Annotated in this window: 11 protein-coding genes and 1 riboswitch; of the genes, 5 read left to right on the forward strand and 6 right to left on the reverse strand. The window is 54.0% G+C overall.

Annotated elements, in window-relative coordinates:
- Nucleotides 1-18: 18 nt before the first annotated feature.
- The 3 genes from J2Z70_RS01750 to J2Z70_RS01760 form a co-directional block, all read right to left on the reverse strand.
- Nucleotides 19-3090 carry an ATP-binding protein gene (locus J2Z70_RS01750; protein WP_209868710.1) on the reverse strand — a complete coding sequence of 1024 codons (3072 nt, stop codon included), beginning with the start codon at nucleotides 3088-3090 and terminating at the stop codon, nucleotides 19-21.
- 137 nt (nucleotides 3091-3227) lie between these two features.
- Nucleotides 3228-4526, reverse strand: a complete 1299-nt coding sequence (locus J2Z70_RS01755) for a nucleobase:cation symporter-2 family protein (protein WP_209868711.1) — start codon at nucleotides 4524-4526, stop codon at nucleotides 3228-3230.
- Nucleotides 4520-5125 (reverse strand): xanthine phosphoribosyltransferase, encoded by a 606-nt coding sequence (locus J2Z70_RS01760; RefSeq protein ID WP_209868713.1) that lies wholly within the window; start codon nucleotides 5123-5125, stop codon nucleotides 4520-4522. The genes J2Z70_RS01755 and J2Z70_RS01760 overlap by 7 nt, the downstream gene beginning before the upstream one ends.
- 183 nt (nucleotides 5126-5308) lie before the next feature.
- Nucleotides 5309-5412, reverse strand: a riboswitch (purine riboswitch).
- A 305-nt stretch (nucleotides 5413-5717) separates the two neighbouring features.
- Between J2Z70_RS01760 and J2Z70_RS01765 the strand changes: the two genes are divergently transcribed.
- The 4 genes from J2Z70_RS01765 (at nucleotide 5718) to J2Z70_RS01780 (ending at nucleotide 11939) form a co-directional block, all read left to right on the forward strand.
- Complete coding sequence (locus tag J2Z70_RS01765) at nucleotides 5718-9284, forward strand: response regulator (protein ID WP_245367900.1); 3567 nt, start codon at nucleotides 5718-5720, stop codon at nucleotides 9282-9284.
- 8 nt (nucleotides 9285-9292) lie between these two features.
- Complete coding sequence (locus J2Z70_RS01770; protein ID WP_209868715.1) at nucleotides 9293-10468, forward strand: ATP-binding response regulator; 1176 nt, start codon at nucleotides 9293-9295, stop codon at nucleotides 10466-10468.
- Between the two features lie 146 nt (nucleotides 10469-10614).
- Nucleotides 10615-11475: a helix-turn-helix domain-containing protein gene (locus J2Z70_RS01775; protein WP_209868717.1), complete on the forward strand. Its 861-nt coding sequence runs from the start codon at nucleotides 10615-10617 to the stop codon at nucleotides 11473-11475.
- 80 nt (nucleotides 11476-11555) lie between these two features.
- A complete protein-coding gene (locus tag J2Z70_RS01780) occupies nucleotides 11556-11939 on the forward strand; it encodes a VOC family protein (RefSeq protein WP_209868718.1) in 384 nt (127 codons plus the stop codon).
- A 67-nt stretch (nucleotides 11940-12006) separates the two neighbouring features.
- Here the strand turns inward: J2Z70_RS01780 and J2Z70_RS01785 are convergent, their stop codons facing one another.
- The 3 genes from J2Z70_RS01785 to J2Z70_RS01795 all read right to left on the reverse strand — a co-directional run bounded on the left by J2Z70_RS01785 (nucleotide 12007) and on the right by J2Z70_RS01795 (nucleotide 15247).
- Nucleotides 12007-12933 carry an AEC family transporter gene (locus tag J2Z70_RS01785; RefSeq protein ID WP_209868720.1) on the reverse strand — a complete coding sequence of 309 codons (927 nt, stop codon included), beginning with the start codon at nucleotides 12931-12933 and terminating at the stop codon, nucleotides 12007-12009.
- 248 nt (nucleotides 12934-13181) lie between these two features.
- The gene (greA, locus tag J2Z70_RS01790) at nucleotides 13182-13664 is read right to left on the reverse strand and encodes a transcription elongation factor GreA (RefSeq protein WP_036691918.1); all 483 of its coding nucleotides are present in this window, start codon (nucleotides 13662-13664) and stop codon (nucleotides 13182-13184) included.
- A gap of 116 nt (nucleotides 13665-13780) precedes the next feature.
- Nucleotides 13781-15247: an MDR family MFS transporter gene (locus J2Z70_RS01795; protein ID WP_209868722.1), complete on the reverse strand. Its 1467-nt coding sequence runs from the start codon at nucleotides 15245-15247 to the stop codon at nucleotides 13781-13783.
- Nucleotides 15248-15473: 226 nt separating this feature from the next.
- Between J2Z70_RS01795 and J2Z70_RS01800 the strand changes: the two genes are divergently transcribed.
- Complete coding sequence (locus J2Z70_RS01800; protein ID WP_036722756.1) at nucleotides 15474-15905, forward strand: MarR family winged helix-turn-helix transcriptional regulator; 432 nt, start codon at nucleotides 15474-15476, stop codon at nucleotides 15903-15905.
- Nucleotides 15906-15993: the final 88 nt, after the last annotated feature.

Consider the following 15993-nt stretch of genomic DNA (forward strand, 5'->3'; position numbering starts at 1 on the left):
CGTGGTTTTCAAATGCCTTTAGGTGGGGATGGTATAAGATATAGCGGTCCCCCTTCCCGGTACACTGTCGATATTAAGGCCGGCTCCGTACATCTTGAGCAGACGGTGCTGAATATTGCGCAGCCCTATGCCCCCCTCTGTCCGCTCTTCCGAGAGGACCTCCGCAATCTTCTCCGGAGTCATTCCTACACCGTCGTCCGTGACTGCTACCTTGAGGCAGCCGGGCAGCAGCTCAACTGTCAGCCGTACCGTCCCTCCGGCCTCCTTCTGCATCAGGCCATGATTAACGGCATTCTCCACAATAGGCTGGATGCTCAGCGGCGGAACCATCGCCATCACATCTTCCGGCACATCGAACTCGATGTTCAGCCGTTCGTCGAACCTCGCCTGCTCCAGCGCAAGATAGGATTTGACCAGTCCCAGCTCCTTCTCCATAGAAACCGTCTGTCCCCGGTTCTGGAAGTCGAAGCTGCTCCGCAGGTATTGGCTGAGGTCCAGCAGCAGCTCCGTGGCCTTGTCCGGGTCCTCCGGACAGACCGAGATAATGGCGTTCAGCGCATTATATAAGAAATGCGGCTTAATCTGTGCCTGCAGGAAGGCAATCTCCGACTGGACAGATACACGGATCGACTTGCGCATATCCAGCAGGGTCTGCATCCGTGCCTTGAATTCGCGCACCTCCACCGGCTTGCTCAGATAATCATTCGCTCCGGCCTCGAAGGCTGCGAGGATATCATCAGGACGGCTGCTCGCCATCAGCACCAGAATCGGTAACTCGGACAAAGTAAACCGTTCACGGATGGCCTTGCATAACAGAAGCCCGGGCATTTCCGGCATTACCCAGTCGGCAATCACCAGATCAAGCTCAGGATGCTGCTGGATGATCTGGATCGCCTCAGCGCCGCTGCTGGCGGTAATCACAGAATGGTTATCCAGCTGCAATACGCCTACCAGCACGCGGAGGTTAACGGGATCATTATCCACTACCAGAATGGAGCAGCAGTCTTCAGACGGCAGCTGCACAGGCTCTTCTCCGGGAAGCGGGTACGAAGGCGCCGTCTCCCAGCCGTGAAGCTCTCCGAATTCCTCCTCCAGCAGTGCATTGCTCCTCTGCAGGATCGGCTGGGTGAAGCAGAAGACGGAGCCGTGCCCCAGTTCGGAATGTACCTCAATCTCCCCGCCCGTCAGTTCCACCAGCCTCTGGGTAATGCTGAGGCCAAGCCCGTTCTCGCGGTAGACCTTACTGGCGGCAGGACCGCTTGGATCATTGGCATCGAAGATCGTACGCAGACGCTCAGGCGCGATACCCTGGCCAGTGTCTGTTATGATGATGGCAACATACTCTTCTTTAACCTCAGCAGACAGTGTTATCACGCCTCTGGGCGTATAATTCACTGCACTCGCGAGTAAATTATGCAGAATCTGAGCGAACCGCTGCTCATCCGTCTCCAGCAGCGGAAGCTGCTCCGGCAGACTCAGCCGGAATTCCAGCTGGCTGTTGCCGTAGACCTGACGGGTGACCGCCATAATGGAGGAAGCTGCCATGCGGAGATCGACGGCCTGCCGGCGCAGGAAGAGCGAGCCGTGATTCAGCTTCGCGAAGTCTGACATATCATGGATCAGGGCTGTAAGCCGCTTGCCCGTGGAGACAATCGTGAGCAGCTGATCCTGCTGGGCAGCGCTGATGGAGCCGGCCGTCCCCTGAGCCAGCACCTTGGCCATGTTGACAATCCCCTGCAGCGGCCTCCGCAGCTCCTGCGAGGTATCGGAGATGAAGTCATCCTTCAAGCCGTCAAGCGACAAAAGACGGCGTGAGAGCTGTTCCACTTCGCGGAAGGAAGCTGCGTATTGCCGGGTCATAAGGATCGCCTGCACGAACCCGAACAGGAGAATCTCGTAGGAGATGATGAAATAGCTGAAGGTCATGCCCATGAAGCTGACCAGATAATAGATAATGACCACGCTCAGGCTCTCGATACTGACCATCATCAGGAACATATTCTTCGGATTTCGCCGGGTGCCCTGGACCATGGAGTAGAGTACGAAGCCCAGGCTTACCGAGCCCCAGGTCAGCAGCAGAATCTCCAGATAGCTGAACAGATAAGCCGGGACGAATACAGCAATCAGCAGCAGGAATGCCGTAACCAGCCTGGAGGCCTTAATCATCCCAATGGACATCGGGTAGTTCACTGAATTGGCGACATAGTGCAGCAGATAATAATAGACCAGTGTAGAGGACGCAAGCTGCAGCTTGAGTATGATCTCGTAAGGGAAGCCGGGCAGCGCCGCCAGGATAAGCTTTTCGCCATGTGTAAAAATGTAGACAAAGGCCGCTATGCAGAACAAGCCCAGATACAAAGTGACCCCCCGGCTCTCCCTTACCTTGGAGAACATCAGCAGGAAGAGGGCTAGCACGAAGAATCCGATCAGGGCAGCCCCGTCTACAAACAGGGCAAATTCCCTGTGCTTCAAAATAGCAGCCTGATTACCGATCACAATCGGCTGAACGATCCCGCCTGAGGAGTAGCTGTAGTTAGCTGCCTGCACAATAATCTCCATGGTATCCCCGGTTACCGAGGCGAATCCCATAAAAGGCATGTTATTCTGTCTGCCCTCAGAGGCCGAGGCTGCCGGGGTTCCGCTGCTTCCAATCTCCTGCCCGTTCAGATAGACCTTGCCGGCACTGCGGATGTTGCTGGTGCGCAGGCCGTAGACCATGGCTTCCCCTTGGGTAATCTTCGCCTGGAGGCGGTATGTAGCATAGCCTTTGGCTCTGCGCCCGCCCTGTTCAGAGATATCGTCGTTCCACTTCCCCGGGACCTGAATCATCGTAGAGGCGGCGGGGACCTCCTTACCAGCGTTCACCGGATGGAAATCCTCAGGCGACAGCAGCACATCCCGGTACAGCTCCCACTCTCCATCCAGCTTCATAATCCCGTCGTGGCGGGCGTCCCAGGAGCGAAGGTCAATCACACCCTGCACCGCCTGCGGCCTGTCTCCCTTAATCTGATGTGTCTGGAGGACCGAGAGCAGCGGAACGATCAACACCAGCACCAGACTGCCGAGAATGCTCAGCCAATACTTTCTCATGTCCTCTGCCAGTCCCTTCTAGTTGTCATTGTATAAATTATACAACAGGCTCCGTTCATCTGAAGCAAAAAAAAGCCGAGTTCCATTTATTTCGGAATCGGCTGTTCATCTTATTAGAGCTACGCGGATGGAATATTTTACTTTGTTTCCGGAGCGGCTGCGGCAGGAACCGCACTCTCCTGGGTCTTCGACAAGAAGATATTTAGAATGATCGCTGTCAGCGACCCGGACACGATTCCGTTCTGCAGCAGCATCCGAGCGAATTCCGGCAGCTGGTCGAACATGGACGGAAGCACTGCAGAGCCGAGGCCCACCGCGATGCTGCAGGCAGCGATCAGCAGATTGCCGTCCTTGCGCAGATCCACATCGGACAGAATCGACATGCCGGAAGCAGCGACCGAGCCGAACATGACAATCATCGCCCCGCCCAGCACCGCATTCGGCACCACTGTAGTCAGTGCCGCCAGCTTAGGCAGCAGCCCGAGTACGACCATAATTCCGCCTGCTGCAAAAATAACATTCCGCGTCTTCACCCGCGTCAGCGACAGCAAGCCGACATTCTGGGAGAATGCGGTGTACGGGAAGGCATTGAACAGGCCGCCCAGCATGATGGCCAGTCCCTCGGAACGCAGGCCGTTCACGATCTGCTTCTGCTCCACCTGCTGGTCCGTCGCCTTACCAACGGCAAAGTAGACCCCGGTCGATTCGACCATAGACACGATATTCACGATAATCATTGTGAAGATTGCGGTGATGCTGAACTGCGGCCAGCCGAAGTAGAACGGCTGTGCAACGCTGACCCAGGAGGCTGTAGTCACGGTAGAGAAATGCACGATGCCCATGGCGTAGCCGATTACTGTACCCACTACAAGTCCTACCAGCACCGATACGGAACGCAGAAACCCTGTAGTCAGCCGGTTCACGGCCAGAATAACGAGCAGAGTAATCAGAGCCAGCAGCAGATTGCGGGGCTGCCCGAAGTCGGCGCTTCCCTGGCCGCCGGCCACATTATTCATCGCAACAGGAATCAGCGACAGCCCGATAATTGTGACTACCGAGCCGGTGACCACAGTCGGGAAGAACTTCAGCAGCTTCCCGTACACCGGGGCTGCCAGCACCACGAACAATCCGGAGATAATGATCGCGCCGTAAGCTGTCGCCAGATTGGAGCCTGAAGCGATGGCGATAATCGGGCTGACCGCCGTGAAGGTACAGCCGAGCACCACCGGCAGCCCGCTCCCGAAATATTTGCTGCCCATAATCTGCAGCAGGGTCGCCAGCCCGCAGGTGAACAGATCCGCTGCTATCAGATACGCCATTTGCGTACCGTTCAAATTAAGTGCTCCCCCGACAACCAGCGGTACAATGACCGCTCCGGCATACATCGCCAGTACATGCTGAAGCCCTAGGGCCAGTATCTTCTGTTTGCTTAACATCCTGCACGCTCCTTGATTAATCCTTCATTATCTATGAAATGAATCTCACCCGGCGACATGGAAGCAATCCGTGCCAGGGAATACACCGGAACTCCGCGCTGCTCCAGCAGACCGCGTCCCTCCTGGAAGCTCTTCTCAATGACACAGCCGACCCCGGCCAGCTGCGCCCCGGACTCTGCTACGATATCGCATAGCCCTACAAGCGCCGCGCCGGTAGCCAGGAAATCGTCAACGATCAATACGGTATCGTCCGGCCCGAGATATTTCTGTGAGATGCTGATCTGGTAGTCCTCTTGACGGGTGAAGGAGTGAACCGGTGCCGAATACACCGCTTCGGACAAGGTGACTGCCTTCTTCTTCTTGGCATAGATGAACGGCACGCCCAGCGCAATTCCCGCCGCCATGGCGAACTGGATGCCGCTGGCCTCCACAGTCAGCACCTTGGTGATCTGCCGGTCCCCGAAGACCGCTGCAAATTCCTTCCCGATCGCAAGCGCAAGCGCCGTGTCTACCTGATGGTTCAGAAATGAGTCCACTTTCAGTACAGTCTCCGATAGAATTAAGCCCTCTTGTCTAATGCGTTCTTCCAATACTTTCATTACAGCGGATCTTCCTCCTTAGAAATAAAAAAGACAGATAAAATAAAAAGGACAGATTCCCTGAGTGTTTCTCTCAAGTGAATCTGTCCTTCTGGGTTTTTGTCCCTTGGTGGTGTAACACATATACGTGTCCGCATCGCTTGGACCAGACTTTCCCTTGCCGCAGCACAAGAAACGGAACCCTAGATGCGCTATTTCACTCATAGTCGGATAATTACAGTGGCTATCCGGTAGAAACTTATGGGCCATATTCCCAAGATTATATGAGTTATATGAAATCTGTTATAAGAAATCTAATATGAAGCATGTCTGTTATCTTACACGCTCTACCCGCTGCTTACAAGCAAAATTTTAAGTAAATTGCGGTGATTTCGAAGTTTTCATGAAACCTCCTGCAAAAGCGGGCCCGCCTCCGGGAAGCCTTGTAAATTTTAGGTTTAAGGTGTTTTCTTCATGTCTTCTATATCACTGAAGCTCCATAAAAGCTATAATTATATAGCTAAACATTCTAACTGAACAAAGGCGGCGAACAATGAGAATAAAACAACAGGTTTGGTTAGCAACTTCAGCTACTATACTGCTGTTAGGCAGTATGATTACTATATCTTTCCTCTTTATGGAGGGCGGCTCGCGCCTGCTTGCAGCAGGATTAGGCGCAGGCGGCATTCTGGTTAGCATTAGCCTTCTTTACAGTATTCAGCGGAATATAGATCGCGGTCTAGGCCGGATCACGGAGATCTCAGAGGATATCGCAGCAGGCATTTTCAACCCTGATGCTGCGGCTGCTGTTCAGACGGATGAATTCGGGCAGCTGGCCGCTTCCTTTTTCGGGCTGGCGGCTGACCTTCACCATAGAACCGCCGATGAGCGCGAACTGCGGCTTAGAGCCGAAGAACAGGCCTGGATTAATACGCAGGTGTCTGAGATGGCACTGCTGCTTCAAGGCTCTGTCCAGCTGAGGACGGCCTCGCGTGTGTTCATCGGCAGGCTGGCTACCGCTGTCGGCGGAAGCTACGGGGCGGTCTATCTGAAGCAGGGCGGCCAGCTGAACTTCGCAGCCGGCTATGCCTTCGATGATTCCGCCGGACAACAGGAGTCCATACCGCTGGGCAGCGGCCTGGTCGGACAATGCGCACTCGATGGGCAGATGATTGTTCTGCAGGATCTTCCAGAGCATTATATCAAGGTCCGTTCCGGTCTGGGGGAGGCTGCGCCTGCCTCACTGATTATAGTTCCTATTAAGCATGAGCAGGAAATTGTTGCTGTCATGGAGCTGGCGGCACTACGCCCCTTCAGCTCCAAGGAGATGCAGCTGATTGAACGCACCGCACAGAATATGGGCGTGCTGATTAATACACTGGCGGATGTCGCCCGGATCGAAGATCTGCTGAGTGAGACTCAGCTGCAGAAGGAAGAACTGGAAGCCCAGACGGAAGAACTGACCGCCCAGACCCAGGAGCTGGAAGCTCAGACCGAAGAGCTGATGGCCCAGACAGAGGAGCTGCGCCTGCAGACCGACCAGTTACAGGACCAGAAGACTGAACTGGAGGCGCAGTCCGAGAGCCTGCTGACCTCCAATGAACAGCTTCAGACACAAATGAAGCTCACAGAGGCCCAGAAGGACGAGATTGAAGCCCAGACGGAGGAACTGCGGCAGCAGACGGAAGAGCTGCATGCCTCCAACCTGGAATTGCAGAATCAGATGGAGATCTCCCGCCGGCAAACCCTGGAGATCAAGGCACAGGCCGACGAGATCTCTGCGGCAAACCGCGATATGCAGAAGCAGCTTCAAATCACCGAAATGCAAAAATCCGAGATCGCAGATCAGGCCGAGGAGCTGCAAGCCCAGACGAGTGAATTGCTGGAGCAGAAGGAGCAGCTTCAGGCCCAGACAGAAGAGCTTCAGTCTCAGACGGAGGAGCTTCAGTCTCAGACAGAGGAGCTTCAGGCCCAGACAGATACATTGCAAACTCAGGCCGATGAACTGCTGATCCAGAAGGAGGAGCTGGCTGCCTCCCATGATCAGCTGCTGCTTCAAGTCGAGCTTACTGAGAAGCAGAAGGAGGAGATCCAGGCACAGGCGCAGGAGATCTTCATGGCCGCGCAGTACAAATCGGAATTCCTGGCCAATGTCTCCCATGAGCTGCGCACCCCGCTGAACAGCCTGCTGATCCTCTCGCAGATTCTTGCCGAGAACAAGGACGGCAATCTGGAAGCGAAGCAGCTGGAATACGTTCATACGATTTTCTCGGCAGGCAAGGATCTCCTGCAGCTGATCGATGAGATTCTTGATCTGGCGAAGCTTGAGGTCGGCAAAATGACTCCGGTCATCGAGCCGGTCTCCCCGCTGGATCTCAGCAATCATATCCACCGCCATTTCGAACAGCAGGCCAAGAAGAAGAACCTGCGGTTCGATGTCCATGCCGACAACCGGCTGCCGGATTATCTGATGACCGACGGTCACAGATTGCAGCAGGTCTTGAATAATCTGTTATCCAACGCCATCAAATTCACACCGGAGCAAGGCTCCGTCTCCCTGTCGATCCGCACCAGCGGCGAAGAGGCCATCTTCGCCGTCAGTGATACCGGTATCGGCATTGCCGCTTCCAAGCTGGAGAGCATCTTCGAAGCGTTCCAGCAGGCAGACGGCACCACCAGCCGCAAATACGGCGGCACCGGTCTGGGCCTCACGATCTGCCGGGAGCTGGCAACCCTCCTCGGAGGAAGAATTGAGGTGGATTCCGTGGAGGGCAAGGGCAGCACCTTCTCCCTGATTATTCCCGCTGTAGAACCGGGTGAGGATGCCCAGACCCTTGCTGCCGCAGCCTATTCAGCAGCAGCCTCTCCGGAGATTCCGCCTTCCGAGCCTATCCGCCGCGAGAATCCGGCCTTCCGCGAGTCCTTCGTGCCCGACATTTCTATCTCCAATCCGAAGCTGCTGCAATATGCGGAAATGGATGATGACCGCAGCAATTTGCTAAGCGGGGATATTACCCTGCTGATTATCGAGGAGGACGCCGAATTCGCCGCCCGGCTGCTGGAGCTGGCGCGCAGCCGGGGCTTCAAGGCCATCGTCGCCTTCCAGGGCGATCAGGGGCTTGCCCTGGCCCATGCCTACAAGCCTGATGCGATCCTGCTGGATCTGCATCTTCCCGTTCTGGACGGCTGGTCCATTATCAGCCGCCTGAAGAGCCGGCCGGAGCTGCGGCATATCCCTGTGCACGTCATCTCGACAGCCGAGGAGAACCAGCAGAGCTTGTCGATGGGCGCCTTATCCTTCTGGAAGAAGCCGAATGATTATGCAGAGCTGGAAGCAGCCTTTCTCCAGATTGAGACTTATATCCGCCGTCCGGTGAAGAGTCTGCTGATTGTCGAAGACAACAAGGTTCTGCGCGGCAGTCTTGTCGAATTCATCGCCCATCCCGATGTGAACATTATTGCAGTGGGCACCGGAAGAGAAGCGATGGAGCATCTGGCCAGCCATCATTTTGACTGTATGGTGCTGGACCTGGGTCTCTCGGATATTTCCGGCTTCGACCTGCTGGAGCAGGTCAAGACCAACCGCAAGCTGCAGACCCTGCCGGTGATTATTTATACAGGCAAGGATCTCAGCAAGACCGATGAGCAGCGCCTTAAGCACTACGCCGAGAGTATTGTGATCAAGAACGTGCGTTCAATGGAACGTCTCTATGACGATACGGCCCTCTACCTCCACCGCAAGCATGCAGACCTGCCTTTGGATAAGCAGCGCCTAATCGAGAACCTGCATAATCCGGAGTCCGCTTTTGCCGGGAAAAGCATTCTGCTTGTGGATGATGATATGCGTAACATTTTTGCGTTATCCAGTGTGCTGGAAGGTTATAATATGGAGATCAGCTTTGCCCAGAATGGCAGAGAAGCCCTGGAGCATCTGGAGACCCACCCGGGCGTAGAGCTGATATTCATGGATATTATGATGCCGGAGATGGATGGTTACGAGACGATGAAGCATATCCGGCTAAATCCAGACTATGATCAGATCGTCATTATTGCGCTGACCGCCCGCGCCTTGGAGGAAGACCGGGTCAAATGCCTCGAAGCTGGGGCGAGCGATTATATATCCAAACCGATTAATACCACACAGCTGGTGAGAGTGCTGAAATTATGGTTGATTCAATAGGAGGCAGCATGGAGTATCCGATTAATATTTTGGTTGTAGATGACCGGGCAGACGAGTTCCTGTCCATTCAGGCATTGCTGGCCGATTCACCCTACCGGCTGGTTCAAGCCCTCTCGGGCATGGATGCTCTGAAATGTCTGCTGGAGCAGGAATTCGCCCTGATCATTATGGATGTGCTCATGCCTGGCATGAACGGGTTTGAAACGGCGAAACGGATTAAGATGCGTCAGAAGTCACGGGATATCCCTATTATTTTCTTAACCTCGCTGACCTCGGAGCTGGAGAACTATATGTTGGCTTACTCGGCCGGGGCCATTGACTACCTGACCAAGCCGTTCCATCCGACCGTGTTAAAAAGCAAAATTGACGGCTTCGTCCGTCTCTACCAGACCCGTAAGGAGCTGCAGCTCAAAACGCAGGAGCTGGAGAAGGCCAACAGCATCCTGACCGAGCTGAAGGAGACGGCCGAGGTGGCGCTGCGGATCAAGAGCGGCTTCCTCGCCATGATGAGCCATGAGATCCGCACCCCACTGAACGGGATCATCGCCATGTCGGATGTGCTTCGTTCCTCCGAGCTGTCTGCTGACGACCAGGAGATGGCCGAAATCATTCATACCAGCGGTCACGCGCTTGTCTCTGTCATTACGCACATCCTGGACTTCACCAAGATCGAATCCGGTAAAATGGAGCTCGATTACGAGCTGTTCAATCTTCACTCCTGCATCAAAGAAACGGTCGATCTGTTCAGGGCTCTGGCGAAAGAACGCAGCCTGACCCTGGAGACCTCTATTGATCCTGACATTCCTGCCCTGCTTATCGGTGACCCCAACCGTCTGCGCCAGGTACTGAATAACCTGATCGGCAATGCCATCAAGTTCACGATCACCGGCGGCGTCAAAGTGCATGTCCATCTCCGGCAGGCTATGGATAAGCTGCTGGAGCTGGAATTCATTATTGAAGATACCGGTATTGGCATTCCAGAAGACAAGATGAAATATCTGTTCCAGCCGTTCACCCAGATCGGAGCCACCATCAACCGCAAGTTCGGCGGAACCGGCCTCGGGCTGTCCATCTGCAAAATGCTGGTCGACCTCATGGGCGGAACGATCTATGCCAAGCCGGGTCTAGTGGGCGGAGCTACCTTCATTTTCACCATCCAGGTCGCTGAAGGCCAGCCGGATTGAGGCTTCGCCCTATTGTTCAGCATGAAGCAGCCTTACTGTATACAAGAAGCTCCCCCTTCAGATCATGAAGAGGGAGCTTCTTTGTTATTGCTGTGGACTATTGTAGAATGGAATGGACCAACTGTGGAAGGGGATGAACTCTATAGATGGGAACCTCCAGATTCCCTTTGTTCCAGCGGAACTTCGTTCTGCAAGCGCGAAGTACAACTCATCATTGGGAAGGCACCGGCCCCCTTTCCTTAAAGACATTTCGGAATGGCCGAGCCTATTACAAAACAAAACTCGGCCATTATGCTGTTGAGCGAGAGGGCTACCTCCTGCTAAATGAAGGGGAGCAGTACGCTATAGCCATTGAGTCAGAAACCGAAGTCGACTCTTTTTGTGTATTTTTCAAGACTGGCTTTGCTGAAGAGGTTCATAGAGCCGTTCATCTAGGAATAGAGAAGTCCTTAGACGATCCATTTTCAGAAACAACGCACCCGTTGCAATTTCACACCAAATCATACCGCAATAGTCATCTGATAACTCCACTTCTCGAGAACTTCAAGAATTCCTTACCTGTACTCGGCAGCGAGAATCTCTGGGTCGATGAACAGTATCAAAGTCTAATTCAAGCACTGCTTAACGTCCATCAGAAGATGGCTCAAGAAATTAATACCGTCCCCGGCACGCGCCCGGCCACCAGAGAGGAGCTGTTCCGGCGGTTGACCGTAGCATACGAGTACTTACATGCTTATTACAACCAAAACGTGTCCCTTGAAGAAGTTTCAAAAATCGCTTGTCTTTCTAAAAACCATCTCATCCGCAACTTTCGCCACTTTTTCAAAAGAACGCCACACCAGTTCATCCTCGAAAAAAGGATACTTGAAGCGCAGCGTCTCCTTGCTCAAACGGAAAGCAGTGTAACCGAGATTAGCCTAAGTGTTGGCTTCGACAATGTCTCTTCCTTCAATAAGGTGTTTAAACAAAGAACGGGACTCTCACCCCGGATGTTTAGAAAAAAGTGATTTTGGAAAAGTAACGCTTCATCCGCACATGATACATTTACTGCGTGGAACATACAATATAACAAGGGAGCGATATTCACATGAATTCAGAATTTCAAATCAAAGGCATTGGGCAAATATCCATTCGTGTACATGACATGGAGGCTGCCACCCGATTCTATCAAGATACTCTAGGCCTAAATCTGTTATTTCAGATCCCAAACATGACTTTCCTGGAGTGTAACGGACTGCAGATGGTCTTGAGTATTGCTGAAGACCCGCGGTTCGATCATCCCAGCTCGGTGTTCTATTTCCAAGTAGACAATATACACGCATCGTACGAAACGTTAGTCGGGCGGAATGTACATTTCCTGGACAAGCCGCATAAAGTGGCTGAGATGGGTCAAACCGCAACCTGGATGACGTTCTTTCAGGACCCCGATCAAAATGTACATGCACTGATGAGTGAAGTACCTGTGTCTTAATAATTACTTCCAGGGGGGCACTATTGCCCCTCTATTCGGTTATTCGCATACATTCGGCTCGCGCACCCTATCCCCCCACCGCCGCAATCAGCACCGGCAGGACCAGGAAGGAGGCCAGCGTCGTCCAAACGATACAGCGTGAGACCAGCGCAGGCGAGCTGCCGAAGCGTTCGGCCAGGACGACGGAATTGACAGCCACCGGCATGGAAGCCAGGATCAGCAGCACCGAGAACAGGGTGCCTGTGATGTTCAGGGCGAGCAGCACCAGCGCGGCCAGCAGCGGAGCCAGCACCAGCCGGACGGTCAGCCCCGTCCAGAAGGCCAGCTGCACATTGCGCTCCGTGTGCGCGGCTCTGACCTTCACCATCTGTGCGCCGAGAATCGCCAGCACAACTGGCGAATACGCACCGGCGACCATTGACACTCCCGAAGCCAGCTCATGCGGCATATGCAGTCCAAGCGCCCTCAGCGCCAGCGCCAGGATGGCGGCGTAGATGGCCGGCAGCGAGAAGACTGACTTCAACGCGCTGCGCACGGAGAACTGTGACCGGGCGGCAAAATACACGCCGATCGTATTCACGATCACCATCTGGGCGATGACATAGACCGATGCCTTGTCCAGGCCCAGCTGGCCGAAGGCCAACAGCACCAGCGGCAGGCCATAATTGACGCTGTTCGTAAAGGTGGAGATGAGCGTAAGACCGGCGGCCTCCGGCGGAGCCAGCTTCAGCATTTTACCGATTAGGGTCGCCACACCCCACAGCAGAAACAGGTTCATGAGCGAGAAGGCCAGTGTCTTATAGACATCATCGAAGGAGATATCCGCCGTAGCCAGCGTGTCCAGAATAATAGCCGGACTGAGAAAATACAGATACAGCGTCAACAGAGGCTTCGTATCGAGCTGCTTATACCGTCCAAGCAGCGCTCCGGCGGCCACCGGAATGGACAGCGGTACGATGACCTCAACAAGTGTCGTGAGTACATTCTGAATCACAAGCCAGGACTCCTCTATGTAGTAGTTATTTTCTACTATAACCCTCCTTGGCAGGGAGCGTCTAAGACAAGGAAGCAATATCCTTGATAGCAATTGCCTATGACTCCCGCCGCGTGCAGACAAAATAACCCCACAAAGTGGAGCTTTAGCGTAGGTGTTGACTCAGGTACTTTGCGGGGACCCCAAAACATAAAAAAAATCCCGCACCCTTAAATGAAGGGCCACGGGATTCCGGTTAGGTCTTCCTTTTACAGCATTTTGATCTCAAGCAGCTCGTATTTGATGATCCCCATCGGGGCATTGACGCTGATGATATCGCCTACCTTTTTGCCGATCAGCTCTTTGCCGAGCGGGCTCTCGTAGGAAATCTTGTTGTCCAGCACATCGGCTTCCGCCGGGCCAACCACTCTATATTCAATCTTCTCCGAGTACTCCACATCGTTGAGGATAACGATGCAGCCTACGCTGACTGTACTCAGATCCATATTGCTGGCATCCACGATCTGCGCCTTGATCAGCATCTTCTCCAGAATCATAATGCGGGTCTCCATGAAGGATTGATCCTCCTTGGCGGAGTGGTATTCGCTGTTCTCCTTCAGATCGCCGTAGCTGATCGCCAGCTTAAGCCGGGCTGCAAGCTCCTTGCGCCCTGCTCCCTTCAGTTCCCTCAGCTCTTCCTCCAGCTTAGCCAAGCCTTCTTTGGTCAAAAATACTTCGTCATTATTAGACATGTATACAACTCCTATTATTTGCTCACTTTATAGTATTCTAACTCATAATCGCCCAACATGCGAAGAGAAAGCGCTATAACGCATTATTAAGGAGTATTTACGGCAGAGTCCCGGCTTCAAGCCTCTGCCTGCGGAGCAGGGGCCGCTGCAGGCTTGCCGCTGCCGCTTCTCAGGAGAAAGGTCAGCGGAATAGCCAGCAGCCCCACTGCCGTAGCGATCAGGAAAATATCCTGCACGCCCATCGTCATCCCCTGCGCCTTCAACAGAGAACCGGCTGCCCGGGCTGGCCCATCCGCCAGCTCCTGCTGGTGGGCCAGCGATCTGGAAGCGAGCAGCGAGCTGAATACGGCAATGGATAAGGCACCTGTAGCCTGGCGGACCCAGTTGGTCACGGAGGAGGCGTGGCCGGTGATGGCCCTTGGCACCGCCGACATTCCGGCATTGGTCACCGGCATAAAGGCCAGCGCAATGCCGACATTGCGCACCGCCATAAGCACCGCGACACGGGTATGGGTCACGGCCAGCGTGATGTGGGCAAGTTCCCAGGTTGAAGCGCTCAGCAGCAGAATGCCGCCCAGGATCAGCCAGAACGGTCCGATCCGGGAGTACAGCTTGCCGACCACCGGTGACAGTACAGCCATCACGATGGAGCCTGGCAATAGCACCAGCGCGGTCTTCAGCGGGGTAGACTGCTGGATATCCTGCAGGAAGACCGGGATCAGGAAGGTCCCCGAGTATAACGCAACGGTAATAATGCAGTTGATGATGAGGCTGTAGGTGAACCGGCTCTGCCGGAATACCTTCAGATTCAGCAGCGGCTCCTGGATCGACAGCTCCCTGCGGATGAAATACGTTAAGGCCGCCGCCCCAGCCAGCAGCAAGGTCAGGGTATTCCATGACGTCCAGCCCCAGGCGCCCCCTTTATTGAACGCCAGAATAATGAAGGCGCTGCTTAGAATGACTGTGACGAAGCCCGGCAGATCAAAGCTTCTGCTCCCGGTGTTCTGCCGCTGGAAGGGCAGGCACTTGAGAGCTACGCCAATGGCAATCAGGCCAATCGGCAGATTGATTACGAACAGCGATTTCCAGCCGAAATATCCGGTCAGCCAGCCGCCGAGTGTCGGGCCGAAGGCAGGCGCCAGCATCGAGGACAGGCTCCAGAGACTCATGGCGAAGGCCTGCTTTTCTTTTTCGATAAACTGATAAATCATCGTCATGGTGGTAGGGATGATCAGGCCGCCGAATATTCCCTGGATAATGCGGAAGGTAATCAGTGAATGAATATTCCAGGCCACCGTACACAGTGCCGAGAACAAGGTGAAGCCCGACAGGGCGAATACGTAGAGAAGCTTATAGCTCCATTTATCCCCGAAATAACCCACCACAGGTGCAATGACGCCGGTAGCCAGCAGATAGCCGGTAATCATCCACTGTACGGTGCTGATCCCGGCGTGGAAGTCCTTCAGGAAGACCGGGAACGCTACGTTAATGGTGGTTGTACTGAGAATAGCCATGAAATTGCCGAAAAAAATGGCCAGAATAATCAGCCAGAATGATGAATGTTTTGCCGCCGGACTGCTCAAGGGCGCTCTCTCCTCTATTTTGCGGTTCACCCCAATATAGGTGTATGATACAATTAATTTAATATATGTGTATTATACAACTATATGTTTGAAAGTCAATGTGACTTATTTCATGATTCTTTCATGATAAGGCGGCAATATCCGGTGATCTTAGCATAAGGCCGGTGTTATCACTTATACTAGGGAGACATATGACAAAGTAACCGGTAAAGGACGGAATCTAACTATGGCTGATAAACAGAAGGATAAGCACCTCGAAGCTCTGAACCAGGAGCTGATCACGCTGATCCGCCTCGGCTCGCTGGATAAGAAGCATGGCGGGCTGGACCGCTCCTCGTATACCCTGCTCCACCATCTGTCGATACACGACAAGGTAGGCGTTAAGGCGCTTGCCGAGCAATTCGGCCTCGACACCTCTACCATCAGCAGGCAGACAAGTGTCCTGGAGGCGAAGAACTATGTGGAACGGGTGCCTGATCCGCAGGATGGGCGCTCCAGCTATTTTCAGCTTACTGCGCTTGGTGCACAGACCTTCGCCGAGGCCCGGGACATCCGGCTTGCGCGCTACGGGGAGATCTTCGGGGATTGGTCCCCGGAGGACTGCGGACTCTTCAGCGGGCTGCTCGCCCGGCTTAACCGCACCCTGCAGCCAAAATAGCACGAAGAGGATTGACGGATGCTGGCGAAGCTGGTAGATTAAATTAATCATACAAAACAACTCGGAATTATATTTTAGCCAAAGGGGC

The sequence above is a fragment of the Paenibacillus silagei genome (assembly GCF_017874735.1).
Lineage (GTDB): Bacteria > Bacillota > Bacilli > Paenibacillales > Paenibacillaceae > Paenibacillus_AQ > Paenibacillus_AQ silagei.